19 protein-coding genes are annotated in these 26,365 nt (G+C 70.7%); 10 read left to right on the top strand and 9 right to left on the bottom strand.

Features of this window, described 5'->3' with window-relative positions; genetic code table 11:
• Nucleotides 1-59: 59 nt before the first annotated feature.
• A complete protein-coding gene (locus tag K8625_RS29685) occupies nt 60-773 on the top strand; it encodes an NIPSNAP family protein (RefSeq protein ID WP_223784604.1) in 714 nt (237 codons plus the stop codon).
• A 24-nt stretch (nt 774-797) separates the two neighbouring features.
• Here the strand turns inward: K8625_RS29685 and K8625_RS29680 are convergent, their stop codons facing one another.
• From K8625_RS29680 to K8625_RS29665, 4 genes are all read right to left on the bottom strand, one after another.
• Nucleotides 798-1,544: a hypothetical protein gene (locus K8625_RS29680; protein WP_223784603.1), complete on the bottom strand. Its 747-nt coding sequence runs from the start codon at nt 1,542-1,544 to the stop codon at nt 798-800.
• Nucleotides 1,545-2,206: 662 nt separating this feature from the next.
• Entirely contained in the window at nt 2,207-3,010 is an 804-nt protein-coding gene (locus K8625_RS29675; RefSeq protein ID WP_223784602.1) for a DUF4347 domain-containing protein, read from the bottom strand.
• Between the two features lie 10 nt (nt 3,011-3,020).
• The gene (locus K8625_RS29670) at nt 3,021-3,500 is read right to left on the bottom strand and encodes a hypothetical protein (protein WP_223747983.1); all 480 of its coding nucleotides are present in this window, start codon (nt 3,498-3,500) and stop codon (nt 3,021-3,023) included.
• Nucleotides 3,501-3,540: 40 nt separating this feature from the next.
• Complete coding sequence (locus K8625_RS29665) at nt 3,541-5,037, bottom strand: sigma-54-dependent Fis family transcriptional regulator (protein ID WP_223748033.1); 1,497 nt, start codon at nt 5,035-5,037, stop codon at nt 3,541-3,543.
• A gap of 311 nt (nt 5,038-5,348) precedes the next feature.
• Between K8625_RS29665 and K8625_RS29660 the strand changes: the two genes are divergently transcribed.
• Nucleotides 5,349-6,803, top strand: a complete 1,455-nt coding sequence (locus tag K8625_RS29660; RefSeq protein ID WP_223747982.1) for a hypothetical protein — start codon at nt 5,349-5,351, stop codon at nt 6,801-6,803.
• A gap of 8 nt (nt 6,804-6,811) precedes the next feature.
• On the opposite strand, the gene K8625_RS29655 is transcribed toward K8625_RS29660, so the two are convergent.
• Nucleotides 6,812-10,114 carry a bifunctional serine/threonine-protein kinase/formylglycine-generating enzyme family protein gene (locus K8625_RS29655; protein WP_223784601.1) on the bottom strand — a complete coding sequence of 1,101 codons (3,303 nt, stop codon included), beginning with the start codon at nt 10,112-10,114 and terminating at the stop codon, nt 6,812-6,814.
• A 402-nt stretch (nt 10,115-10,516) separates the two neighbouring features.
• On the opposite strand from K8625_RS29655, the gene K8625_RS29650 reads away from it, so the two are divergent.
• The 8 genes from K8625_RS29650 (at nt 10,517) to K8625_RS29615 (ending at nt 20,508) form a co-directional block, all read left to right on the top strand.
• Nucleotides 10,517-12,385: a glycosyl hydrolase family 18 protein gene (locus tag K8625_RS29650; protein WP_223784600.1), complete on the top strand. Its 1,869-nt coding sequence runs from the start codon at nt 10,517-10,519 to the stop codon at nt 12,383-12,385.
• A 297-nt stretch (nt 12,386-12,682) separates the two neighbouring features.
• Entirely contained in the window at nt 12,683-13,210 is a 528-nt protein-coding gene (gene pru, locus K8625_RS29645) for a fruiting body spore coat protein U (RefSeq protein ID WP_223784599.1), read from the top strand.
• 15 nt (nt 13,211-13,225) lie between these two features.
• Nucleotides 13,226-14,005, top strand: coding sequence for a molecular chaperone (locus K8625_RS29640; RefSeq protein WP_223747978.1), 780 nt, complete (start codon nt 13,226-13,228; stop codon nt 14,003-14,005).
• Nucleotides 14,002-16,311, top strand: a complete 2,310-nt coding sequence (locus tag K8625_RS29635) for a fimbria/pilus outer membrane usher protein (protein WP_223784598.1) — start codon at nt 14,002-14,004, stop codon at nt 16,309-16,311. Before K8625_RS29640 ends, K8625_RS29635 begins: the two co-directional genes overlap by 4 nt.
• Nucleotides 16,295-16,768, top strand: a complete 474-nt coding sequence (locus K8625_RS29630) for a spore coat U domain-containing protein (protein WP_223784597.1) — start codon at nt 16,295-16,297, stop codon at nt 16,766-16,768. Before K8625_RS29635 ends, K8625_RS29630 begins: the two co-directional genes overlap by 17 nt.
• 112 nt (nt 16,769-16,880) lie before the next feature.
• Nucleotides 16,881-17,360, top strand: coding sequence for a spore coat U domain-containing protein (locus K8625_RS29625; protein WP_223747975.1), 480 nt, complete (start codon nt 16,881-16,883; stop codon nt 17,358-17,360).
• 82 nt (nt 17,361-17,442) lie between these two features.
• Entirely contained in the window at nt 17,443-19,119 is a 1,677-nt protein-coding gene (locus K8625_RS29620) for an isovaleryl-CoA dehydrogenase (RefSeq protein WP_223747974.1), read from the top strand.
• A gap of 129 nt (nt 19,120-19,248) precedes the next feature.
• Nucleotides 19,249-20,508, top strand: a complete 1,260-nt coding sequence (locus K8625_RS29615) for a PAS domain-containing sensor histidine kinase (RefSeq protein WP_223747973.1) — start codon at nt 19,249-19,251, stop codon at nt 20,506-20,508.
• Nucleotides 20,509-20,515: 7 nt separating this feature from the next.
• On the opposite strand, the gene K8625_RS29610 is transcribed toward K8625_RS29615, so the two are convergent.
• From K8625_RS29610 to K8625_RS29595, 4 genes are all read right to left on the bottom strand, one after another.
• Complete coding sequence (locus K8625_RS29610) at nt 20,516-22,108, bottom strand: M56 family metallopeptidase (RefSeq protein ID WP_223784596.1); 1,593 nt, start codon at nt 22,106-22,108, stop codon at nt 20,516-20,518.
• The gene (locus K8625_RS29605) at nt 22,105-22,494 is read right to left on the bottom strand and encodes a BlaI/MecI/CopY family transcriptional regulator (protein WP_223747971.1); all 390 of its coding nucleotides are present in this window, start codon (nt 22,492-22,494) and stop codon (nt 22,105-22,107) included. Before K8625_RS29605 ends, K8625_RS29610 begins: the two co-directional genes overlap by 4 nt.
• A gap of 63 nt (nt 22,495-22,557) precedes the next feature.
• Nucleotides 22,558-24,144 (bottom strand): fibronectin type III domain-containing protein, encoded by a 1,587-nt coding sequence (locus tag K8625_RS29600; RefSeq protein ID WP_223784595.1) that lies wholly within the window; start codon nt 24,142-24,144, stop codon nt 22,558-22,560.
• 117 nt (nt 24,145-24,261) lie between these two features.
• On the bottom strand, nt 24,262-26,334 hold the full coding sequence (locus K8625_RS29595) for an alpha-amylase family glycosyl hydrolase (RefSeq protein ID WP_223784594.1): 2,073 nt from the start codon (nt 26,332-26,334) through the stop codon (nt 24,262-24,264).
• Nucleotides 26,335-26,365: the final 31 nt, after the last annotated feature.

Genomic DNA, 26,365 nt, shown 5'->3' with positions numbered 1-26,365 from the left:
CGCCGGCCTCCGGTGCTGGAGCCACGCCCGTGAAACCGTCGTCGGATGAATGCTGTGCCGTGCTGGAGTTGAGGCAGTACACGCTGCGCGAGGGGCAGCGGGACGTGCTCGTCTCGCTGTTCGAGCGGGAGTTCATCGAGAGCCAGGAGGAGCGAGGCGCCCGGCTCGTCGGTCAGTTCCGGGACGCGGCGAGGCCCGAGCGCTTCGTGTGGCTGCGCGGCTTCCCGGACATGGTGGCGCGCGAGGCGGCGCTGAGGTCCTTCTATGGCGGCCCGGTGTGGAAGGCGCACCGGGAGGCCGCGAACGCGACGATGCTGGACTCGTCGAACGTGCTCCTGCTGAAGCCGCTCCCGGGCCGACGGGGGTTCCCCGCGTCGTCCCAGGCACGCCCGGGCGTGGAGGCGCGCGAGGTGCCCGGCTCACTCATCGTGGCGACGATTCTCCACCGCGACGCGCCCGTTGACGCGGCGTTCCTGGAGTACGTCGAGGGGAAGCTGGTGCCGGAGCTGACGATGGCGGGGGCCACGCCCCTGGCGGTGTTCCAGAGCGAGCACGCGACGAACACCTTCCCCGCGCTGCCCGTGCGCGAGGGGGAGCACGTGGTCGTCTACTTCACGCGGTTCGCGAGTCGGGAGGCGTACCGCGCGCACGTGGAGCGGCTGGAGGGCTCACGCGGCTGGAAGGAGACGGTGCGCCCCGGGCTGCGCGCGAAGCTGAAGGCGGAGCCGGAGACGTTGCAGTTGGAGCCCACGGCCCGCTCACGGCTCAGGTGAGCGGACCGGAGGGCGGTGCGGCGACTACTGCGCGCAGTAGACGGCGCGCTCGAACTTGCCCGTCACGTCGACGATGGAGCCGGAGCGGACCACGTACTCGCTGGCGCCGACGTGCGTGTCGGCGTTGCACCAGTCATACGTGTAGCCCAGGCCGGTCCACGGGTACTGCGTGCGCTGCCAGAAGCCGTAGCTGGAGGCGAAGTACGCGTTCATCCAGTTCTTGTGCTCGTTGGTGGCGGACTCGGGGAACTGCAGGCCGCAGCTGCCGTCGTCGATCTCCGAGTCCGGGCAGGGGCGGAACATGTCCGAGGGCTTCACCCACAGCTCGACGATGTAGCGCCCGTTGTCGCTCTCGCCCGCGGGGGGCAGGCCCAGGTACTGGTTGACGCGCGCCACCAGCTTGTCCTGGGGCACCGTCTTGCAGAACGTCTGCAGCTGCGGCGCGGGGGTGACCCACACCTCGCGGGTCAGCGTGTTCTGGCCCACCGTGTAACCCTGGAACGTGGTCCAGATGGCCATGCGCACGGCCGTCTTGTCCTCGTTCCAGACGAGCTTCGTGTTGGACGGGCTGATGGCCCACAGGTCCGTGGAGATGTCGGCGCTCGTGGGCTCCGCCGCGTTGCGCACGGCCTCGGCGTAGGTGGAGGCGTCACACGCCAGGGGCCCGGGCGGCTCGGGGGTGTTGTCGTCGTCGTCGCCACAGGCGGTCAGGGACAGGAGGGCCGCCATGGCGGCGAGGCTTCGCAGGGTGCGCGGAAAGGCACTGAACATCATTCGTCTCCAACTGGGAGTCACAGGTTTCCTGGAAGTGTAGTGGAACCTGGGATTCAGAGCACCCTGGAAGGCCGCGAAAGTACGGGGCCAGGCAGACCTCCGCGCCTCTCACGTTCCCGATGAGGCCTCGTCGGTACGACCTGTGCCAGGTGTGTCAGGCAATGTGCCCGAGGAGGAGGTGGTTTTGCCCCCCGAGCCGTTTGTGGCGCCCTCCACTTCGTTTCTGGCCCGAGCAGCTTCGTTCTTGGCGGCGGTCGCTTCAGACCTGGCGCGGGCGGCCTCGACCTTCGTATCTCCCGCCAGGCCCTTCGCGGCTATTGCCTCACTCGTCGCCCTGCGGGCCTGGGATTGAGCATCACCTGCCGCCTTCGTCGCTCGCCGGGCTTCTTCATACGCCTTGCCTGCCTCCAGTTCTCCAGCGGCGGCATGCTTGTCTCAAGTTCCGGCGCGCATCTCTGTCATACACGCCTCAGAAAAAGAGATACCCCTGGCACCGGAAGCGACACATGGGCCCCATCGACATCACGCCGGCAGCAGTGCGCCCGACCGCACCGACGGGCGCACTGCCCCCAGGACATGGAGACACGTCCCCCGTGTCCGTGGACTCAACGAACACAACCCACCGCTTGCCTTGAAGTAATATCAGCCCTGGCCCGAGCTCATCGGCTCGAATGGCTCAAGATGACCTGCCTGCTGGGTGGCGCCACCGTGGGCTCCCACCGGTACAGCGCGACTCCGCGCATCTGATTCGAGCTGATTGCAATCAATCGGCGCGCAGCAAGCATCGTGAGCTGCCGCCCGCTCTTCTGCGAGCGCTCCTCGACAATGGCTCCATGCATGTCATGGAACCCAGCCGGGACATACCCCTCGGGGAGCAACGCCAGCCCCGCCTGGATTTCCTCCTGGAGGCTGTCATCCATGAGTCCAAACCGAAGGACTCCCTGTGCCGGCTCCGTCAGTTGTGACGCGGAGCGCAGGTAGGCGCTCGCAACCGCCTCACGAAATCCCTGGGGGCCGAAATCAAAGCTGGAGAGCGTCGCGATGGTCCCCCAGACGGTGCGCTGCTTGCCATTCTTCGACAAGCCCGCCTGGAGCCCTTGCAGGACATGCCGGCCCTCGACTCCCACCGCCGTATCGCAACCCAACAGCCTCAGCTCGGCGGTATCGTCGAGGAATCCATCGAGCGCCAGCAAGTGTTTCCAGCTCGCTTCATCGGGCGTCACGATGTCTTCGCCCGAGTCCCCGAGCGTCAGCGTCCCTGGCTGCCCATGACCAAAGATGTCCAGCCGGCTCAGTTTCGCCCGGGCGAAGCTGACCGCCTCCTTCACGACATGCTGAAGGTTCTCCACCTTCTGACAGCGCTCGAACCTGCGCCGGGCATCCCGCACTTCATCCACGAGGAAGACGGCCCGTTCGACCTCCCAGTCGAGGGTCGAGGCATACGCAATGATGGTCAAGTGCATGGCATCTCCCTCACCCTTCGTCCTGCAGGGCCGCCAGCGACGCCAGCAGCAGGGACATGGAGCGCAGCATCTCGTCGCGGACCGCGTTCCCCCGACGCTGCAGCCTGTCGGTGCCGAAGGGCCACTTTCCCTTCCCATCCGAGTAGGCGTCCAGGTTCGTGACCTGCTGACCCCTGAGGTACGCTTCCGACAGCAGCAGGTATCCGAACTGGCCCACCTGTGCGAACACCGCCGTCGACGGCAGCCCCGGCCACACGTCCGCGGGGTTCCCGAGGTCGACCGTCAACCCCACACACGTGGGAGAGGCTCCGTCGAGCGCCATCAAGTCGAACGTGAAGGCATTCGGAATCGTGCTCTTCACCTGGACCTTGTAGGCCCGGTACCCCTTGGAGGGGAACTTCTCGACGGTGGGCATCCACCAGTTCCTCAAATCCTGCACCGAGTTCTGAGGCGTCTGGGTGGAGTCATCGTAGAACGGCGTCGGGGGCATGGGGCACTCCGGGACTGCGGGTGGGACTTCAACTGTCTGCTTATTTGGATTCCCGTGTCAGACTGAAAGCCTTCATCAGGTTGTAGACATGCTGGCGTGTCAGGTCGAGCCGCCGGGCGACATCCGTGACACACCAATCCACGCACTCCAGCTCGCGGCGCAGCAGGTCTCGTTGGAAGCGGCGTGTTGCTTCATGGAATGAAATGATTCCGGCCGGTGAAACGGCTGCCGACTCGAACAAGTGGCGTGGCTCCAGGAACGTCGCGGCCTCGGCGCTGGCACGGATGAGCGCGGCCTCCAGACGGTGCCGGAGCTGACGGATGTTCCCGGGCCATTCCGCCGTCTCGCAGGCGGCGAAGCACGCGGGAGAGGGGCTCAATCTCGGCAAGCCATTCTCCTCGGCCAGCCGCGCGAGCAGTGCCTCAACCAAGGGGGCGATGTCCTCGCGCCGCTCGGCCAGTGAGGGCATCCGGACAGGCAGGACATTGAGCCGGTAGAAGAGGTCCTCGCGGAAGCGCCGCTCGCGGACGAGCTGCTCCAGGTTGGCGTTGCTCGCGGCCACCAGGCGGACATTCGCCTTGAAGGGCTTGGGACTGGCCAGCGGGAAGTACTGTCGGGACTGGAGCAACTGGAGCAGCTTGGCCTGCGCAGCCAGGGGAATCTCGGCGATTTCGTCGAGGAAGAGCGTCCCGCCCTCCGCTGCCTCCACCTTTCCGATGGTCCGGCGCGCCCCAGGGAAGGCCCCGGGAAAGGCCCCGAAGAACTCGCTCTCGAAGAGACCTTCCGGAACCGCCGCGCAGTTGAGCTCCACGAATGGCGCCAGCCTGCGCTTGCTGTTGACGTGGAGCGCCTGCGCCAGCTGGGTCTTCCCCGTCCCCGAAGGGCCGCTGATCATCACCGTCACGTCGAGCGGTGCGGCGACGGCGAGCTGCGCGAACACCTGTGCGATCCCCGGGCTCCGCCCGACGATGTCCTCCAGTTGGAAGCGTTGCCGGTAGGGGTGGGTCGGGTCATCCCCACGCCCCTTGTTCTGGAGCAGGGCCCGCTCGGCGGCCGTGCCCAGGAAGTGGGCCACGGATTCCACGAGCATCACCAACTCTTCGGAGAAGGGCCCCGCACCGCGCTTTCCCTCGAGATAGAGGACGCCCGGCAGTCGTCCCGCCAGGGGCACGCAGAGGACCGCCTCCAATCGCTGGGACTTGACGCTGGCGGAGCCGGAGAAGCGTGCGTCCAGCAGTGCGTGCGCCGTGTGCACGGACTTGCCAGCGGCGATGGCCGACGCGACGATTCCGCGAGAGGTCAGCTCGCGAATCTCCTCGCGCTCCAGCTCCGAACAACCATGGAAGAGCGACCACTCCCGGCGCTCGACCGAGCCATCTCCATACAGTTCGAGCCCCGCACGTTGCGCGTCGGCCAGCTCGACCAGATAGGTCAGGACATCCTGAAGGGGTTGGAGGGGATTGGGTGCATCCATGACGCGAAGCACCGCGAGATACAAATCTCGCTCACGGGCAATGCGAGCCTCGGGGGTGACCATGTCAGTCACGATACCACCCGTTCGAAGCACGGCAATGCTGGCGAGCCAGAGGGAGCGCATGGGCTCGGACAGTCATTGCAGGGACCACGCCACGTCCCGCCCAGAGGAGACGTCGGCGTCACATCCGTTCCGAGCGTCCAGATTCTTTGACGGGCGCGAAAGGCGTTGTCCACGGAAGTTGACAGACATGTCGCCCGGCCGTTTCACATACGTCTGCATCAACCATCCGCGTGTCAAGGCATGGTGATTGCTCTCACGGTGACGTGGGCCCCGCAGGATGCCGAGCATCGGGGCCTTCCACCGAGGAACCCATGTCACGACTCAAGAAGATGCCCATCACCCCCGTGCCCTCCCTGTCCTCCTCCACCAGAGAGCAGGAGGACTCCCTCTTCTCGCCGCGTAAAACCCATCACAACCTGCGCGAGCTGACGATGGACGCTCGCGACGCGGCGCTGGATGGCGACCCGGGCCCGATGGAACCCACGAGCTATCAGACGCTGTTCAGTCGACTGTCCGCCGCGCGCGATACCCTTCCCGCCGCCTACCGGGACACCTTCTACCAGCCGCTCCTCAACAAGGTGGCGGAGCTGGGCCCTGCCCGGTTCGCGCAGTTGCTCCACCAGGACCCGAGGCGGGAGGGGAGCGCGGGACTCCTGCTGGACGCGGCACACGCGGTCCTCCAGAACGCGGAGCGCTACGAGCCTGTGGCGACGGATGCATTCCAGGAGGTCGTCAGCGACCTGGTCGATGGCTTCCTCAGCGCCGAGGACCGCAGGGGGGTCCTCCCTCCGGACCTGGGTGTGCTGCCGCCGCTGGTGAAGTGGGGCAACCCGGACTTCGGCCCCTACACCTGGCCCGTGGATGCCACCTCGAGCGTGCTCGGGATACAGGCGGGCATCGTCAGCCTTCCACCGGCCCATGCGCGGCGAGGGCTGTTGGGCTGGGCCGCGCTGCCTCACGAGGCGGCGGGACACGACATCCTCAACGCGGATTCGGGGTTGACGGCGGAGCTCTCCAACGCCGTGTATGACCAGCTCAAGAGCAGCTTCCCCTCGCTCGCGACCTACTGGGCGGACCGCATCGACGAGTCGGCCGCGGATGTGCTCGGCATCCTCAACATGGGCCCCACGGCGGGCCTGGGCCTGGTGGGCTACTTCCGAGGGCTCAACGCGGCCTGGGGAGGTGGGCCGGTCCTTCGGCGCGATGGCCCCTCCGAAGACACCCATCCCGCGGACGTCCTGCGGGGCTATCTGGCGGCGGCGACCGTCCAGAAGCTCCGTTTCGCGGCCGGGACGGCCTGGGGCGAGCTCATCGAGCGGGAGGTGGATACGGACCTGAACGGGAGGAAGCTCGACCTCGAAGGGGCTTCCGTGACGCGTGAGCTGGCCAAGAGCTCCGCGGATGCCGTCGCCCAGGTCCTCGTCACCTACCGTCCCGCCGCGCTCGAGGGGCATGCGTTGGGGCAGATCCAGAACTGGCGGGACGAGGACGAGGCGCGCGTCAATCGTCTCGCCAGGGGACTGGCACGCGGCCCGGTGGAGCTCGCCGGGGAGCTGGCAGAGGGGACGTACGCCGCGCACCTCGTCGCGGCGGCGGTGGTCGCCGGCCTGACGCCCGACGCCGACATCCCGTCGGTCCACTCGCGCATGATTCGTCAGCTCAAGCAGATGCACGACGCCAACCCGATGTGGAGCGCCCTCGCCGTCCCCTTCCGAGGCAGCATGGCGCGACACCGAATCTACCGTCCGCTCCAGAAGCACGCGTAAGCCGCGACTCATCGTCGCCGCCCTCGTTCCACACAGCGCATCCCAATGCCGAATTCAAAGCTGCGGGGTGACTTGTGATTGGCCCAGACGAGCCAGTGGTGCTGCGCCTCCGGGGGAGCGTCCCACCGCCCCCCGGCGACCATGCGGTAGCCCGGGAAGTCCCCTTCCGTCGCATCGGTCGCGGTCCACTCCGCCACGTTGCCCGCGAGGTCGACCATGCCGTAAGGGCCCAGGTCCTCTGGGAACGACCCCACGGGCGCGAGCGTCGGAAACACATCCTCGCCATTCAGGTTGGCCGGCGGCACACGCCTGTCATCACCCCACACCGTCTGTCGCCGGGGCATGGGATTGGGCACACGCCCGTCCGCGTCCAGGAACTCACCGCCGCGCCCTGCCTTCGACCACTCCTCATACGTGGGCAACACCTTGCCCAGGAAATGGCAGAACGCCTCGGCCACCTCCGCGTCGATGGCCGAGACGGGGCGGGACGCCTCCGCCGCATGGGCATACTTCGGATGCTTCGGGGGCGCCTCCCGCTGGCCGCCCACCCGGGGAAGGATGTGCTCCTCGAAGAGCTGGAACTGCGCGTTCGTCACCTCCGTCCGGTCCATCGAGAACGCGTCGACGTGGACCCGGACCTCCTGCTCGGGCCTCACCTCCGGACGCCAGTACCACCCCGCCGGAACGGGCACCTGCCCGGCCCGCGACGCGGCGCACGTGGGCACCGGCAGCCTCAGCGCCTCGCGCCGAGCCCGCTGCGCATACCCCGGCAATCGCAGCAGCCGCACCCGAGAGGGCGGACATGCCCCACGCCACACCGTGAGCCACGCCGCCCTCGAGGGCGCCTGCACCCGCTCCCGCCAGGCCCCCTCCCCATCCACCTGTCCCGGATGGCGCGTCAGCCGCGTGTCGTCATACGCGGGCCCCTCGCCTCCAACCTCCGCGGGCGCGAGGCTCCACCGGAGCGGCTCGGTGACGGGCACCCGCGTCCACGCGAGCGCGCCCGCGTCGTAGTCGAAGAGCTCCAGCACGAGGTCGAAGTCCCCCTGGTCCAGGGACATCAGCTCCATCTCCCGCTGCCGCCGCGTCGCCTCCCGCTGGCTCTGCTGGAACGCGAGCACCACCGCCGTCCCGATGCCCGTCGCGAGCACCAGCAACAACCCTCCCGCGACGAACCCCAGCCGCCGTCTGCGCAGCCGCCCCTGCTCGCGCCGCCTCCCCGCATCCAAGAACGCCCGGGAGCGACTCACCAACGGCACCTGCCCCTCCGACAGACGACGCAACGCCTGGTCCAGCGCGCTCCCGCCCCACGTCTCCTCGTCCCTGCGCCCCCGCCGGTCCCACAGCTCCGAGGCCTGGTCGATTTCGCTGACCAGCTGATGCTCGTCCCGCGACTCCTGCCGCCAGCGCGCCAGCTCCGGCCACGCCGTGGCCAGCGCCTCGTGCGCCAGCTCCACCAGCGCCCCGTCCGTCTTCACGTCCCGCGAGGCCACCACCAGCCGGTGCGTCAGCAGCGCGTCCAACACCGGCTTCGCCCCCGCCCCCAGCGTCTCCAACAGCTCCTCGCGCAGCCGGGGCCTCCGGGTCCCCTCGGGCGTGAGCAGCTCCAGCAGCAACAGCCGCGCCGTGTGGATGTCCCGCGCCGACAGCTGCCCGAGCAGCTGCCGCCCCTGCGCCGCCAGCGCCCCCGCCACGCCGCCCAGCTCCTCGTAGACGCTCGTCCGCAGCAACCGGGGCCCCCGCGCCCTGCGCTCCCAGAGCGCCGCGCACGTGGCCTGCAGGAGCGGCAGCCCCACCGGCTGGGCCCGGACATCCGCGACGATGCGCTCGACCAGCCCGTCCTCCAGCGCATACCCCACGCGCCGCAGCGGCCCGGTGACGGCCTCGGCCAGGGCCCCAGGCGACAACGGCCCCACCACGAAGGCATGGCCGAGGAAGCCCCCCAGGTGCTCCACGCGCGCGAAGTGCCCCAGGTAGTCGTCGCGGAGCACCACCAGCACCCGCCAACCGATGCCCGCCGAGGCCACCGCGGCGAGACACCGCGCCAGCGCCACCGCGTCCTCCGGCGCCCCCAGCGTGAAGACCTCCTCGAACGCATCCACCGCCAGGAGCGCGGGCCCCGGGGCGCGTGCCTGCAGCAGCCCCACGAGCGCCCCCGGAGTCACGGACAACGTCTCGGCCAGCTCCCGCTCCAGCCCGAGCACCTCCACCAGCCTCGCGAGCGGACGCGCGCCCGGGCGCAGAGACACCACCTCCCAGCGCGCCATCTGCCGCAGCCGGGGCACCACGCCCGCGTGCAACAGCGAGCTCTTGCCGATGCCGGACGGCCCCACCAGCACCACGGGCGCGTCCTGACGCAGCCGCTCGACGAGCGCCCCCACCTCCACCTCCCGTCCCGAGAAGTCCTCCGCCTCGTCCTCGGCGAACGAGCGCAGCCCATGGAACGGCGCCCTCGCGCCCTCCTCCCCTTCCCCCGGCGCGGCGCGCACCGGCTCCAGCCATTGCGTGAGGGCCTGCTCCAGGGCCCGCGCCGTGGGCCGCGCCTCGGGCACGAGCGCCAGGCAGTCCTTGAAGAGCGAGGCCCCGTGCAGATGCGGCGCCGGCCCCGGGAGCGGACGTGGCTGGAACGCGAACGACGCCAGGTGCGCGTCCTCCACCGGCCGCTTCCCCTCCAGCAGCTCGTGCAGAATCACCCCCAGCGACCACACATCCATCGCCGGCGACGGAGGCGCGCCCCGCCAGCGCTCGGGGGACATGTACGCGGGCGTCCCCGACGCGGCCTGCGCGGTGGTGCCCGCGTGCCGGGCGAGCCCGAAGTCCACCACGCGCAGGCGCCCATCCCTCGGCAGGAAGACGTTCTCCGGCTTGAGGTCCGCGTGGATGATGTCGTGGCGATGCGCCTCCGCGAGCGCGTCCGCGATGGCCCGCCCGATTCGCAGCACCTCCCCGGGCGACAGCCGCTCGCGCGACATCCGCTCCCGCAGCGTCTGCCCCTCCAGGTACTCCAGCGCGAGGTAGGGCTGCCCCTTGAACACGCCCGCGGCGTGCACCGTGACGATGTGGGGGTGGTTGAAGCGGGCCGTGGTGCGCGCCTCCTCCAACATCCGCTCCGCGCCAGGAGGACCGAGCAGCTCCGGCCGCAGGAGCTTGAGCGCGACGTGGCGCCCCAAGGACAGGTCCTGCGCCAGGTAGACACGCCCCGACGCGCCCTCGCCGAGCAGCCGCAGCACCCGGAAGCCCTCCACGAGACAACCCGTGGAGAGCAAATCATCGGTCGCCTCCGGCGACGCGCCCAAGCCCCACTTGCTCATGTGCGCCCCACCCCCAGCGATTCCTCGTGTGTCCCGGTCGCGGCTCGCCCGAGGATGCTAGGGCCAACCGGCCGACAGGCGCCATGACCACCCGGCCCCACCCACGTCGGGGCGCCGTGGGCAAGCCGGGTCCGAATCACCACCCCTGGAGCCGACAGAGCGCGGCTGAAATCCCAGACGAGGGGCGCCTGCTGTAAGGGATTGACGCCATTCATTGTCCCAGTCGCCGCGTGAATGTCGTCTCACGGCCGCCGTCTGGGACTGGGGGCGGGGTTTGCTGCCGGGGGCTCTTCACCCAGCTTGCCTCCCGTGGCCCGTCCATCTCGGACCGCCACCGGGGCCCATGGCCCGTGCGACGCCGCGGCTGAGCGCGGTGCCCGACATGCCCCGAGAGGAGAATACATGAAACGCTGGGTGGGATGGATGGCCATGGCCGTGGTGCTGCTGTCGGCCTGGGAGACACACGCGCAGGAGCCGAGGGCGGAGGTCCCCCAGGAGCAGGGGCTGGCCATCACGAGCTGGATATACCTGGATGGCATGGTGGCGCCGTGGCAGGACTTCTCCTGGGCGCCACACTCGCTGACGAACACCTCGCCCGTCTCCGGAGGACGACACTCCATCTCCGTGACGATGCGAGCGAATGAAGGCCTGTTCTTCCAGACGGAGCCCCGGGTGGTGGCGGCCACCGACACCCTGGTCCTGCGCGTGCACGGCGGCACGGGCGGAGAGTCCGCGGCGGTGCAGGTGCGCGCCTTCCAGGAGAACGTGCTCACGCCGGGCACGCCCCTGGGCGCCCGCTGCACCGGGGGCCGCATCCGCGCCAACACCTGGGTGACGTGCCGGGTGCCGCTGTCGGCCCTGCTCTCCGTCGGCTCGCGCATGAAGGGCCTGGTGCTCCAGGAGACGCGCGGGGTGGCGCTGCCCACGCTCTACTTCGACGAGGTGCGCCTGGAGGACTCGGACGGGCCCGCGCCCGTGCAGGTCAGCGTCTCGCCGCCCGCCGTCACCCTGCCCCCAGGCGGCACCAGCACCTTCGTCGCCACGGTGACGGGCACCACCAACACCCAGGTGCTCTGGAGCGTGCGCGAGGGCAGCGCCGGCGGCGCCGTCACCCAGGCGGGCGTCTACACCGCGCCCGCCACGCCCGGGACGTACCACGTGGTGGCCCAGAGCCTCGCGGACCCCAGCCGGTCCGCCGAGGCCACCGTCACCGTCAGCGCCGCGCCCGGCGGCGGGCTGTGGGTGTCCGGCTATTACACCGGCTGGAACGCGGACCTGTACCCCCCGGAGAAGGTGGACTTCAGCGCCCTGACGCACATCCTGGTCGGCCGCGTCACGCCCAACCCCGACGGCACGGTGAACACCCAGTTCGACAACGACAACGGGCCGGCCATCGCCCGCACGCTGTCCACGCGGGCGCACGCCGCGGGCCGCAAGGCGCTCATCATGGTGGGCGGCTCCGGGGAGCACGACGGCTGGGTGGGCGCCGCCTCCAATGCCAACCGCGCCCGCTTCGTCAGCAACCTCCTCGCCGCCATGGACAGCTTCGGCTACGACGGCCTGGACATCGACTGGGAGCCCATCGAGCCGGAGGACAAGCCCAACCTGCTGGCATTGGTGCGGGAGCTGCGCGCGGCGCGGCCCAACATGCTGATGACCATCCCCATCAACTGGGTGAACGCCAACTTCCCCGAGGACGCGGACCCGTGGTTCACCAACCTGGTGCCCTACATGGACCAGATGAATGTCATGACGTACGAGATGACCGGCCCGTGGGGCGGTTGGGATTCGTGGTACAGCTCCGCGCTGACGGGCGAGTCCGGCACGCATCCGACGTCGGTGTCCTCCAGCCTCAACGCCTGGGTGGCGGCGGGGCTGCCCAAGGCGAAGCTGGGCATGGGCATGCCCTTCTACGGCATGGCCTGGCGCAACATCACCGGCCCCTACCAGCCCTACACCGACTGGTCCGACTACGTGGGCAGCGACAACGACTTCACCTACGCGCGCATCCTCCAGCTGTCCGCCAGCGGCACCTACCGCTGGGACGCGGCGGCCCAGTCCAGCTACGTCACCTTCACCCGCCCCGTGGTGGACGGCACCGTGCGGTGGATTTCGTATGACTCGCCGCAGGCCATCGCCGCCAAGGGAGCGTGGGCCCGCGCCAACGGCTTCGGCGGCACCATCATCTGGACCCTCAACCAGGGCTGCACCAATCCCTCCACCGGCGCCAATCCTCCCCTGGATGCCGTGAAGGAAGCCTTCCAGCCCTGAGTCCCCGTGGGGCCCGGGAGGGAAAGCGGCGGGCCCGAGAGGGAAACCCGCCCACCCTCCGGGCCCGCACACCCGGGCGACCCGAGGCGCGCCCGGGGTTCCCTCGCCCCGGCGGACGACAGGCGGTGGAAAGTCCGCGGCCCCGCGGGGCCGGCAGTGCCATGCACTCCACGCCGCGAGCGTGAAGTGCGAGGCGCCCCACGCCTGGCCGCCTTGGCGCCACGGGCGTTGGCGCCCAGTCTGCAATGGCCAGACGCCACGGAAGGGATTCCCCCGTCCGCCGCTGGAGTCATTCACATGAAAGCCATTCGAGGCACCCTCGCCGCCGCCACCGCCGCCGCGGCCCTCTTCACCGCCACGAGCGCCGACGCCGCCACGGCCACCGCCAACCTCACCGTGACGGCCACCGTCGCGTCCGCGTGCACCATCAACTCCGGCACGCTCAACTTCGGCAACTACGACCCGGTGGTCATCAACTCCGCGGGCGGCATCGACCTCTTGGGCACCGGCACCTTGACGGTGCAGTGCACCCTGCTGGGCACCGCCGTGGTGACGCTGGGCCAGGGCACCCACGCCGCCACGGGCTCGACGGACGCGGTGCCGCGCCGTCGCATGCGCAACACCAACTCCAATGACTACCTGGCCTACGACCTCTACCAGGACCTGGCGCGCCTGGTGGTGTGGGGCAACACCGCGGGCACGGGCCTGCCGTACATCGGCACGGGCCTGTCCACGCCGGTGATTGTCTACGGCACGGTGGCGCGCGGGCAGGTCGTCCCGTCCGGCACCTACAGCGACACCGTCGTCGCCACCATCACCTTCTGAGCCACCCGAGGCACCATGCATCCGCGTCTGTCTTCCTGGGCCCGCCACCTGCGCTGGTGGGCGTTGTGGCTCCTCGCGCTGCCCGTCCCGGGGCTCGCCGCCTCCGTCGAGGTCAACCCCGTGCGCCTGGAGCTCGTCGGCGGCGCCCGGGGGGTGGTGGTGACGGTGAAGAACCTGGGCGACGAGACCACGCGCTTCCAGGCGTCCATGCACACGTGGACCCAGGACGAGACCGGGCGCATGAGCCTCGAGCCGACGCAGGAGGTGTTCTTCTTCCCGTCGATGTTGACGTTGGAGCCGGGGGAGTCCCGCCCCATCCGGGTGGGCATCTCCTCGGCTCCCCGGGACACCGAGCGCACCTTCCGGCTCATCGTGGAGGAGTTGCCACCCTTCGGCCCCGTGCCACCGAGCATGGGCCTGAAGATCCTCACCCGCGTCTCGGTGCCGGTGTTCGTCGCGCCCCAGCACAAGGACCTCCAGGCCCGCGTGGAGGAGGTGGACCTGCGCCAGTCGCGGTTCCACTTCCGGGTGAAGAACCCGGGCACCGTCAGCTTCTTCATCCGCCAGGCGCGCGTGCGCGGGCTGGATGAGAAGGGCCAGCGGCTGGTGGAGAAGGAGGAGCCCGGCTGGTACGTGCTGTCGGGCGGCTCGCGCGTCTTCGCCCTGGAGACGCCGGCGGAGCAGTGCCAGCGCATCCGCTCGCTGGAAGTGGAGGTGGAGACGGACCAGGGCGTGTTCCGCCAGTCCTCGCCCGTGAAGGCCTCCGTCCCCTGCGTGGCGCCCACCGTCCCATGAGTCGTGCGACAGCGAGGTGTTCGTGGGCGGCGCTGGCGCTGATGCTGGCGCTGCACGGGGCACATGCGCGCGCGGTGGAGCCCGCCACCGTCCAGGCGCCCATCGTCGTCGGGCTGACGCTCAACGGTGTCCCCCGGGGTGATGTCTTCCCCAGGCTGCGGGGCGAGGACGTGCTGATGCCCGTCGTGGCGCTGGAGGCCGCGGGCGTCGACGTGGGGAGGCTGGGCGCGGGCGTGGAGCGCATCGAGGGACAGGACTACGTCTCGCTCCAGTCGCTGGGCGCGCGCTTCCACCTGGACGAGCGCACCACGGAGCTGGTGTGCGAGCTGCCCGCCTGGGCCTTCGCCACCACGCGGGTGAACCTGAGCCCCGCGGCGCCGCCCGGCTACGCGCTGACGGGCAGCCCCAGCGCGTTCGTCAACTACGCGGCCCATGCCCGCAACGCGCGCGTGTCGCTGTTCGGCGAGACGGGCGCGTCGCTGGGCCGCGTGCTCCTCACCACCCAGGCGCGCTGGAACCCCGGCGCCACGCCCCTGCGGGGGCTGAGCCAGCTCACCGTGGACTTCCCCGAGCACATGCTGCGCGCCATCGCCGGCGAGGCCACGGGCTACGGGGGCGTGCTGGGAGGCGGCGCGGTGGTGGCGGGCGCGCACGTGCTGCGCGCATTCGAGCTCAACCCCTACTTCGTGCGCAACCCGGTGCAGGACCTGGCCGGAGACGTCACCACGCCGTCGACGCTGGAGGTGTACGTCAACAACCGCCTGGTGAGCCGCAGCGAGCTGCCGCCGGGCCCCTACCGGCTGGAGAACCTGGCCGTGCCGCGCGGCGAGGGCACCGCGCGCTACGTGGTGCGCGACGCCTTCGGCCGCACGCGCGCGGTCAGCGCCGCGTACTCGCTGGGCGCGCAGCTGCTCGCGCCGGGGGTGGCGGACTACCAGCTGTCGCTCGGCGTCGAGCGCGAGTCGCTGGCCACGGAGAGCTTCGACTACGGCCGGCCGCTGATGCTGGGCCACTTCCGGATGGGCGCCACGTCGTGGCTGACGCCGGGCGTGCGGCTGGAGCTGTCGCCGGACCTGGTCAGCACGGGCGCGGTGCAGTGGCTGCAGCTGCCGCTGGGGGAGCTGGAGGTGTCGCAGGCGCTGAGCGTCAGCGAGCGGCGCACGGGGCTCGCGGCCGGCCTGGGCTACTCGCTCCAGGGCCGGTGGGCGGGGGGCTCGCTCTTCACGCGGGCGCTCAGCCCCCACTACGCCAACGCGAGCCGGGCGCCGGGGGCGCACCCGAGGCTGGAGGCGGGGGGCTCGCTCTTCGTGGCGCTGGGCAGCCGCGTGAGCCTGGGGGGACAGGCCGCGGTGACGCGCTGGAAGGGCCGCGGGTGGACGACGTGGCTGGGCGCGTCCACGTCCGCCCAGGTGATGGACCGGGCCATGCTCTCCTTCTCGGCCAGCCGCAACCAGGAGTCCCGCGGCCCCTCGGCGCTGGAGGGCATGGTGCACCTGACGGCCATCCTGGATGCGAGGACCTCGGGCACGGTGGGCCACACGCAGGGACAGCGCGGCGGCGACACGGCGGTGGACCTGTCGCGGGGAATCCCGCTCGAGGGCGGACTGGGCTTCCAGGTCCAGGCGCAGGCGGGGCGGCAGGACCGGGCGCTCGCGCGCGTCGAGTACGAGACGGACGTGGGCCGCTATGCGGGCGGCGCGGAGTGGCGCCAGGGCGTGCTGGTGGGCGCCGCCGAGGTGTCCGGCGGCCTGGTGGCCCTGGGCGGGCGCATCCACGCCACGCGCGCGGTGGACCAGGGCTACGCGCTGGTGCGCGTGGAGGGCGTGGAGGGCGTGGGCGTGCGGTTGGACAACCACCTCATCGGCCATACGGACTCGCGCGGTGAGCTGATGGTGACGCGGCTGCAGGCGTACGGCGCCAACCGGCTGTCGCTCACCGACGGGGACCTCCCCCTGGAGGTGTACGTGCGCACCACGGAGAAGCTGGTGGCGCCGTGGCGACGGGGCGGCGTGGTGCTCGACTTCCAGGTGGACTCGGTGCGCGCCTTCCGGGGCACGCTGGTGCTCGCGGGCGGACAGGCCACGCCCGCGCACGGCGAGCTCGAGCTCGTGGTGGACGGCCAGCGCTACAGCTCGCCCATCGGCTGGCATGGTGAGTTCGAACTGGTGGGAATCCCACCCGGACGCCACGTGGCACACGTCACCCACCCCGGTGGACGATGCGCCGCGACACTGGAGGTCCCATCCCTCGCGGGCCAGGTCATCGACCTGGGAACCGTGGGGTGTGTGGATGAGTCGTCGAGGTGAGGCCCTGGGGTCGTGGGGGCTCGCGCTGACGGGGCTGTGTTGGCTCGCACCCGGGCAGGCATGGGCGGCGTGTCAGATTCGGAGCGCGGTGGGACTGAACTTCGCCAACTACAACCCCACGTCCCCGCTCCCGCTGGACACCGTGGGGAGCATCACCTACCTGTGCCTGCTGCAGCTCACGCCGATGACCATCGACCTGGGCCCGGGGCACTCGGGCAACCTCACGAACCGGCGCATGAGAGGCCCCACCTCCAATACGCTCGAGTACAACCTCTACGTGGACGCGACCCGGCTGCGCGTCTGGGGCAACGGCGTGTCGGGGACCTCGCGCTACGGGCCGGTCATCCCCGTGCTCGCCATCGACGTCACGGTGCCCATCTACGGACGCATCCCCGCGCAGCAGACCGTCCCGGCGGGCGCCTACTCCGACACGCTCGTGATGACGATGACCTTCTGACGCGGCGGCTTTCGCGCCCGAGCGCCGGAGTCCCTCGCGGACGTTGCGGCGCGCCCCTCCACGTCCCACTCATGCCCGGGCGACCGCGTCGTTCGCGGGGACGGGAGGATGGATGAAGGGTTCGTACACGAAGGCGCGCGGGGTCGCGCTCCTCGTCGCGGCGGTGGGAGGGCTGGGGCCCGTGGACGCCGGCGCCGTCTGTCAGATCCGCTCCGCGACAGCCCCCAACTTCGGCGTGTACACACCCACGGCCACGCTCCCCCGGGATGCCACGGGCGCCATCGTCTACCGCTGCGACGGCCAGCCGCAGTTCCAGCCCGTCACCATCGACCTGAGCACCGGGAGCGGCAGCGACTTCCTCAACCGCCGGCTCCAGGGCCCCTCGGGCAACAGGCTCAACTACAACCTCTACCTGGACGCCACCCGCCTGCTCGTCTGGGGCAACGGCACGCTCGGCACCTCGCGCTACGGGCCGGTGTTCCCCGTGAACGCCGTGGAGGTCACCCTCACCCTCTACGGGCGGATTCCCGCCGGCCAGGCCGCGGTCGCGGGGGCCTACTCGGACACGGTGGTGATGACGCTGACCTACTGAGCGTCCCGGCCTCCACTTCGGGTGGGGGGGCGCCCTGGAGGTTGCGCTCGCCCGACCTGGGGCGCTCGCCTATCCTTCCCCCATGAGTTCTTCAGCCCCCCTCGCGCCCACCTTCGCCACCCATGAAGTCACCAATCAGGCGCCGCCCCTGGTGTACGACGCCTGGAAGACCGACCTGCCCCTGCGGGAGGCCATCCACCGCGAGGGCGGCGGCTGGGCGGAGGCGGACATCGCGAAGTACGGCCCGCTGGTGGGCGGCGAATTGATGCAGCAGGGCTTCCTCGCCAACGAGAACAAGCCGAAGTTCAAGCCCTTCGACCGCTATGGCCACCGGCTGGACGAGGTGGAGTTCCATCCCGCCTACCACCGCATCATGGAGGCGGCCATCACCCACGGCATCCCCAACTTCGCCTGGCGTCACGAGCAGACGCCCGGGGCGCACGTGGCGCGCATGGCGCTGTCCTATCTGCACAACCAGGCGGACCAGGGCACCAGCTGTCCGCTGACGATGACGTACGCGTGTGTGCCCACCTTCCGCCACCACGCGGGCCTCTCCCAGAAGTGGCTGCCGCTCGTCACCGCGCCGTCGTACGACCCGCGCTTCATCCCGTCCGAGAAGAAGACGGGCGTCACCATCGGCATGGGCATGACGGAGAAGCAGGGCGGCTCCGACGTGCGCAGCAACACCACGCGCGCCCACCGCCTGGGCGAGAAGGGGCCCGGCAATCCGTACTCGCTGGTGGGGCACAAGTTCTTCTTCTCCGCGCCCATGAGCGACGCCTTCTTCGTGCTCGCCCAGGCCGAGGGCGGACTGTCGTGCTTCCTCCTGCCGCGCTTCACGCCGGACGGCGAGCGCAACGCCATCCGCATCCAGCGGCTCAAGGACAAGCTGGGCGACTGGAGCAACGCCAGCTCGGAGGTGGAGTTCCAGGGCGCGGTGGCGTGGATGGTGGGCGAGGAGGGCCGCGGCGTGGCGACCATCCTGGAGATGGTGGCCCTCACCCGGCAGGACTGCATGATTGGCTCCAGCAGCCTGATGCGCCAGGCGCTGGTGCAGGCCATCCACCACACGCGCCACCGCAAGGCGTTCGGCCGCAGGCTCGTCGACCAGCCGCTGATGCTCAACGTGCTGGCGGACCTGGCGCTCGAGTCGGAGGCGCACACGGTGCTGACGGCGCGCGTGGCCCGGGCCGTGGACGCAGGGCCCCGCGACGAGCGCGAGGCGGCCTTCGCCCGCATGGCCACCGCGGTGGGCAAGTACTGGGTGTGCAAGCGCGCGCCCATCTTCGTCAACGAGGCCCAGGAGTGCCTGGGCGGCGCCGGCTACGTCGAGGAGTCCAACCTGCCCCGGCTCTACCGCCAGGCGCCCCTCAACTCCATCTGGGAGGGCAGCGGCAACATCCAGTGCCTGGACGTGCTGCGCGCGGCCACCCGTGAGCCGGCCAGCCGCGAGGCCCTGTTCCAGGAGCTGATGGCGGCGCAGGGAGGCCACCCCGCGTTCGACGCGGAGCTGGCCCGCATCTCCAAGGACTTCGCCGACACGGCCACGCTGGAGGGCCGCTCGCGCTTCGTCGTGGAGCGGCTGGCCCTGGCGCTCCAGGCCTCGCTGCTCTTGCGCGCCGGCAACAGCCAGGTCGCCGACACCTTCTGCGAGACGCGGCTGGGCGGCGCCCACGGCGCCTGCTTCGGGACGCTGCCCGCCCACGCGCCGTTGAAGGCCCTGGTCGAGCGCGCCTTCGGCGAGGACGCCTCGGCCTGAGCGGGCTGCTTCGCTCGGGGTGCTCCCTCGCCTGCTCGCCCAGGGCGGGCGAGGGGGCCTCCGGTCCATCCACCGCCCTGGCAGGAGGGGAACGCCTTCGTCTATCGGACGAAAGGATGGGGTGGACGCTTGCGTGTCGACACTGACGTGTTCTCTTGGCGGCTGGAAGAGGGCACCTTGGGCGACAACGACCACCTTCTGAACTCGAACGACGGGGTCATCACCTACTCGCGGAGGGACCGCGCCGGGCGGGACACGGAGGACCAGCTCCGGCTGCTCATCGCGAGCGTGTCCGACTACGCCATCCTCACGCTGGACGTGGAGGGCCACATCGCGAGCTGGAACCTGGGCGCCGAGCGCATCAAGGGCTACCGGGCCGACGAAATCCTGGGCCAGCACTTCAGCCGCTTCTATCCCCCCGAGGACATCGCCTGGGGCAAGCCCGCCTGGGAGCTGGAGTCCGCCATCCGGCTGGGCCGCTTCGAGGACGAGGGCTGGCGCGTGCGCAAGGACGGCACCCGGTTCTGGGCCAACGTGGTCATCACCGCCCTGTTCGACGAGAGCGGGGAGCTGCGGGGCTTCGGCAAGGTGACGCGGGACTTCACCCAGCGCAAGCACGCCGAGGAGACGCGGGAGCTGGAGCGGCTGCGCGAGGCCCTGCGGGCGCGCGACGAGTTCCTCTCCGTGGCCTCGCATGAGCTGAAGACGCCGCTGACGCCGCTGCAGCTGAAGCTCACCGCCATGCGGCGCATCGCGGAGACGAATCCCCAGGCGCTCCTGGCGGAAGGCAGGCTGTCGCGCGAGCTGGCCTCGGCGAGCGGCCAGGTGCGCAAGCTGGCGGACCTCATCGATGACCTGCTGGATGTCTCGCGCATCAACGTGGGCCGGCTCACGGTGGAGCCCGAGCGCATGGACCTGTCCGCGCTCCTGCGGGACATCGCCGTCCGCTACGCGCCCCAGGCCCACGTCGCGGGCTGCCGGCTGGACGTGGACGTCGCCGGGCCCATCGAGGGCACGTGGGACCGGCGGCGGCTGGAGCAGGCCGTGACGAACCTGGTCACCAACGCCATCAAGTACGGCGCGGGCAAGCCCGTCCACGTGAGCGCGAGGGTGGCGGACACGGACGCCGTCATCACCGTGCGGGACGAGGGCATTGGCATCGCCCCCACCCATCAGCGCCGCATCTTCGAGCGCTTCGTGCGCGCGGTGTCCGAGCGCAACTACGGCGGCATGGGCCTGGGGCTCTTCATCACCCACCAGATCGTCGAGGCGCACGCGGGCACCATCGACGTGGAGAGCGAGCTGGGGCGCGGCTCCACCTTCACGCTGAGGATTCCCCGCGAGGCGCTGCTCGCCAAGGTGGGCCCCACCGCGAAGCCCGCGCCCTGAGGCGCCGCTACGGCGCTGGCTCCGCCCGGTAGTCGCTCGGGAGGGTGAAGAGCGCGGCGCCGTGCTCGACCAGCCGGATGTCCGACAGCGTCAGAGTGCCGAACAGCTCGGACTCCTCGCGGATGGGATAGCCCAGCTCCAGGTCCATCCACCGCGTCACGGTGTCATGGGCCGAGTGCACGCGATGCCAGCGCCGGGCGCGACGTCCCGCCACCGACTCCTCTGCCTGACGCTCGCAGCCCGGGCCTGGCGCCGAGCAGCCCCCGGGCAGGTGCAGCGGGAGGCCCGGCTCCTTCTCGTCCCAGTGCGTCTCATAGGTGTGCTCGCGGGCATTCAGCATCGCGCTCTCCCCGGTGCCCACGTCGAAGAGGAGCGTGTACACGGACGCGCCCGTGGCGTCCTCCAGGCGGATGCGACCGCAGCGCGAGACGAAGAGCCGGTGGCGCAACGTGCGGTCCCCATTCACGTGGGTGGCGATGGCGGTGAAGTCCTTCGGGTACACGGGGCGCGAGCACATCCCCGCCGCGAGCATGCCCTTGCCGTCACGGGGCGGGCTCGCCGGAGCCTCCCACGCCCAGGCCGCGCAGGAGACGGCCAGCACCCCCAGGGCGCTGCCCACGCGCCGGGCCCAACCCCCGCCGCGCGACGGCTCCACGGGCGCGCGCCCCAGCAGCCGACGCACCCGCGCCGCCAGCGGATGGCTGCCCGCGCCGAGCACCAGCGCCGGCCCCGACTGCCGCAGCTCCTCCAGCCCCAGCAGCGCGCCCGAGTACAGCCGCACGTTGCCGCAGAAGCCCACCGCCACGTCGTCACAGCAGTGCTCGCGCTCCAGCCGCACCTGCGCGGACAGCCACCGCGCCGCCGGGTGGAAGAAGAACAGCGTCTCCACCAGGCACTGCAGGAGGTTGACGGCGGTGTCGTGACGACGCACGTGGGCCAGCTCATGCGCCAGCACCGACTCCAGCTGCGCGGACGACAGGCGCTCCCCCACCCCCTGCGGCAGCACCAGCACCGGACGCACCACGCCCACCACCAGCGGGGACGGCGCGAGCGGGGACTCGAGCGTGCGCACCGCGCGCCGCAGCCCCAGCCGCTCCGAGACGCGCGACACCGTCTGGCTCAGCGCCGAGGACACGGGCGTCGCCGGCCGCACCAGCCGCCGCGACGTGCGCCAGCCGCCCACCAGCAGCCGCGCCAGCCCCACGCACGCGCCCAGGACCCAGAGCCCGCCGAGCACCAGGGGCCACGGTCCGAGGACGTCACCGGATGCCGCCGCCTGGGGAACGAACACGCGCTCACCCGCGGGCGGAGCCTCCGTCCGCGCCCCCTCGAGCCCGGACGGGGCCACCTCGACGGCGCGCGAGGCCGGCTCCCCCCGCGCGGCCTCCGGGGACGACAGCAATAGCGAGCCCACCGGCGCGAGCACCAGCGCCGCCAGCGCCAGACACCCCACCGCGTACCGGAGCCGCGCCGAGCGGCCGCGCAGGAGCCACAGCGCCGCCGCCGCGAGCAGCGCGACGAGGCTCGCCTGCCACACGCCCTGGGCCAGCCACACCGTGAGCACCCGGGCCCCCTCCTCCATCAGCCAGGTCGGGCTCATCGCTTGCCCCCCTTGCCCTCGTCCAACAGCTGGCGCAGGTCCTCGAGCTCCTCCTTCGACGCGGGCTTGAGCGACAGCGCCTGCACCGCGAGCTCACCCGACGCGCCACCGAAGACGCGCTCCAACAGGTCCTTCACCAGCTGGCGCTTGGTGCGCGCCTCACCGATGCTCGCCGCGTACACGTGGCTGCGCGAGCGCTCGTCACGGCTCACCAGCCCCTTGGCCGCCATCACCTGCAGCTGCTTGAGCGTGGTGGTGTAGCCGGCGCTCTTGCCGTCCTCGCGCCCCAGCGCCTCGTGCACGTCCCGCACGGTGCAGGGCCCGCGCTTCCAGAGCACGCCCAGGATGGCGAGCTCCACTTCCGTGGGAATGGCTTCTGTCGTCATGTCCCCAAAGTACGACTCGAATCGTATGTTGTCAACGACGCGCGTCGTACTTCGGGGAGGGGCTCACGAGGTGAGCGCGGGTGTGGCGGTCGCGCCCGGCAGGTAGGTGGCGATGCACCGTGAGAAGGACAGGCCCGTGTCCCGGGCACCCGCGCGGCCGGAGAGGCAGCCCAGGCGCAGCGTGTGGGCGAGCGCCACCAGCCTGCGCTGATGCTCCAGGGTGAAGTCGCGGCCGTTGGGGTGTCCGCCGAACAGGGGGCTGGCGCCCAGGCGTCGCCAGACCTTGTCCGTGTCCCAGCGCGGGAAGGCGGCGGACAGGTGCGCGTGCATGCCGTGGAGCGCCTGGGCACAGCACTCGAAGGTGTCCACGGGCGCCATCGGTCCGAGCTCCAGCAGGAGGCCGTTGACGAGCGACGGCTCGATTCCCGCCAAGGACAGCCGCTGGAGCAGGCGCACTCCGGCGTCGTTGAAGCCCGCGAGCGCCCCCGGCGCGCCATCCGCCGGCAGCGAGTACGACAGCTTCAGCGACGGACACACCAGCAGGAGCTGCGACATGGCCGCGACGTGGCGCTCCAGGCCCGCGTCATCGTGGAGGAACGCGCTGTCGAAGGCGAAGTCGAGGTGACGGACCTGGTAGTTGCGGAGGATGGCCGCGTAGGTGGCGACGAGGCGGGCCACATCCGTCTCCTCGACCTCCAGTGGCATCAGCCCGGCGCCGCCGCCGAAGGACAGCACCACCCTGCCCCCGCTTCGTCGGAACGCCTCCAAGTCCTCCTTGCCGTAGTCGGAGACGGAGGCCTCCGCCTCGTGGGAGCGCCCGTCCACCGCGTCCACCAGCCGCAGGTGTCCGCCCCACGTCACCTTCCGCGCGCCGCCCGCGCGCACGCCCAGCCCGCCGAGCATGACGCCATCCAGCCCGCACGCCCGCGCCAGCTCCGACACGACGGGCCGGGGCGCGGACACCAGGTCCAGGAAGGGCGCGCGGGGCACGTCCCAGTCTCCCGCGTCCGGCGACAGCGCCGCCGTGCGCACCATCACCGGAGGCGTGAGCTTCGACAGGTTGTCGGACAAGTCATACGCCGCCACCGACACCAGGTACTCGGTGCGAGGCGTCAGGCCGGTGAGGGTGATGGAAGGCCGCGTGCAGGTGAGCGTCCGAGACTCCTCCCGGTCCACGCTCGAGTACGTCACCTGGTAGCCCGCGACGGCCACGTTGTCGGTGGACGCGTCCCAGCCCAGCGTGAGCAGCCGCGAGCCCACGAGCGTCGCGCGCACGCGCCGGGGAGACGAGGGCGGCTCGACATCCCGCGGCGGGTCCGCGGGCTCGCCGTCCACGGTGAAGCAGGAGGGGAGCGCGCCACGGTGCACCCCTTCCGTCCGGATGGACAGGCGGAACTCCTGGGACGCGCGCGGAGCAATGGTCTGGCGCTCGGCCACCAGCGTGCCCGTCAGCGTGTCGCCGTGACGCCGCCACACGAGGCCGTAGTTGTTCTGCACCACCTGGTCGGGCGCCACCCGGAAGCCGATGGCGGGGTTGACCACCGCCTCGTCCGACAGGTTGAGCAGCGTCACCTTGAAGGTCGACCACCAGGGACTGCCGCCCGCAACCCACTCCGGGCGCGCCACCACCACCATCGTGTTTCTGGCCATGCCGGCCGTTGTGCCGGATGGCCGCCGCACACGACATTGTCCACGGGGGGCGAGCCCCTGTCCTTCAAGCGACAGGGGCCCGGGTCAGTCCCCACCGCGTCCGAAGCGGGGCGGGGGCTACTTGTCCTTCGACAGGATGACGACGCTGTAGGGCCCCAGGTTGTTGAGGCTGCCGCTAGCGGGCAGGCCGTCCTTGCCAGTCCAGCGGCCGCCCACGTCGAAGCTCTGCGCGTTGCCGAAGTTGTCGGAGTAGCCCTTCCAGTCGCTGTTGTAGCGCACCTTCCACGTGCCGTCGGAGGGCAGGCCCAGCTCGTAGTCGGACAGGTGCTTGCCGCCGAAGTTGACGATGACGATGGTGTCGTCGCCCGCGCCGCCCTTGTCCCAGCGGTGGAAGGCCACGACCTTGTCGTGGTTGTTCACGTGGTGGACGTTGACGTGCTCACCGCGCAGCCCCGCCGTGTTGTCGTTCCAGTTGCGGCGCAGCTTGATGAGGTCCGTGTACGCCTGGTTGATGCCGGCGTACGTCTCCTTCTTCTTCCAGTCGAGCGGATCTCCGTCCTGGAAGTGGCCGTCCTCGAGGAACTCCTGGCCCTGGAAGAGCATCGGGATGCCGGGGCTCGTCATGGTGAGCGCGGCGCCGAGGATGGAGCTCTTCTTGGCGTGGTAGCCGCCCGCGTCCCAGCCGCCCACCTCGCTGGGCAGCCGCTGCTTGCCGTTGGCCACCTCGTCGTGGCTCTCCGTGTAGATGACGCGCTGGTTGGCGCTGCCGTTGTACTTGAAGCGGATGGCGTCGGCGACGGCGTTCATGTCCCGGGCCGCATCGGACGGGGCCGTCAGCGCCGCGCGGATGGGGTGCACGAAGTTGGAATCCCACTGCGTGTCGAAGTTGGCGCCGTCCGGGTGCGTGAGGCCCGCCTCGTTGCCCAGGTCCTCCGCGATGATGATCTTCTGCGGGAACTCGCGGTTGACCGCCTCGTTGATGTCGCGCAGCAGCTGCCAGCCCTCGGGGTTGTTCGCGCCGCTGGCCTGGCGGATCTCCTTGGTGGCGTCCAGGCGCAACCCGTCCATGTGGTAGTCGCGCAGCCACATCATCGCGTTGTCGCGCAGGTAGTCGCGCACCTCGTGGCGGCCGTAGTCCGGGCGCGTGTCGCCCCAGGGCGTCTTGGCGCGCCAGTCCGTGTAGAAGTAGCTGCCGCCCTTGCCGTACGTCTCGCCGTCGAAGTCCCAGTGGGGCAAATCACTGGGCCCCAGGTGGTTGTAGACGACGTCCATCACCACGCCGATGCCGCGCTTGTGCGCCTCGTCGACGAAGCGCTTCAGGTCATCCGGCGTGCCGTACGCACTCTCCGGCGCGTTGGGGAAGGCCGGGTTGTAGCCCCAGGAGAAGTCCGCGGCGAACTCGGCCGAGGGCATCAGCTCCACCACGTTGATGCCCAGCTCCTTCAGGTGGTCCAGCTTGTCGATGGCGCTCTGCCAGTTGCCGGGGCCCCAGCCGGGCTCGTCGTTGAACGTGCCCACGTGCATCTCGTAGATGACCGCCTCGTTCCAGGGCGGCATCTTGAACTCCCAGTCGTGCTTCCACTCGTAGGCCTTGTGGTCCACGACGACGGAGTTGCCCGTGGAGTTCGTCACGTCGTTGGCGCGCGGGTCTCCCTTCCAGCGCCAGTCGCCGTACTTGCCCTGCACCACGTACTGGTACTGGTCGCCCGCCTTCGCGCCGGGCACGTCGAGCGAGAAGTTGCCGCTGGGCTCGCGCTGCAGCTCCACCGACTGCCAGTTGCTGAAGTCGCCGGCCACCTGCACCCGCTGCGCGTTGGGCGCCCACACGCGGAACGTCGTGCCGCCGTCGTAGGGGATGGCGCCCATGCCCGGGCGGCTGGAGGCCTGGGTGGGCACCGTCGCCGCGCTGGGCACCAGCGGCGTCGCCAGCAGGCTGCCGTCCTTGCGCGAGAAGGCCCGGGCCACCGGCCCGTGGTCCACCTGCGAGGCCTGGGTGGGCGCGCGCTTCGCCTCCGCGTTGCGCTTCTGGCGGGCGTCGTCGAAGAAGTCCTTCACCCCAGGTCCGCGCGCACCCGCGCCACCAGGGCGGGACGCGGCCTGGGGCGGCTGTGCCTCGGACTCCGAGGAGCGGGCCTGCGAGGACGTGGAGGAGGCAGCGGGACGGCTCGGTGGGGGAATCCGGGGTGACATGTCTCGGCCGTTGTCTGGAGAAATCCAGATT

It is taken from the genome of Myxococcus sp. AS-1-15 (assembly GCF_020037055.1).
GTDB classification, from domain to species: domain Bacteria; phylum Myxococcota; class Myxococcia; order Myxococcales; family Myxococcaceae; genus Myxococcus; species Myxococcus fulvus.
Note: the sequence above shows the minus strand (reverse complement) of the source record. Positions and strands in the feature narration are given on the sequence as shown.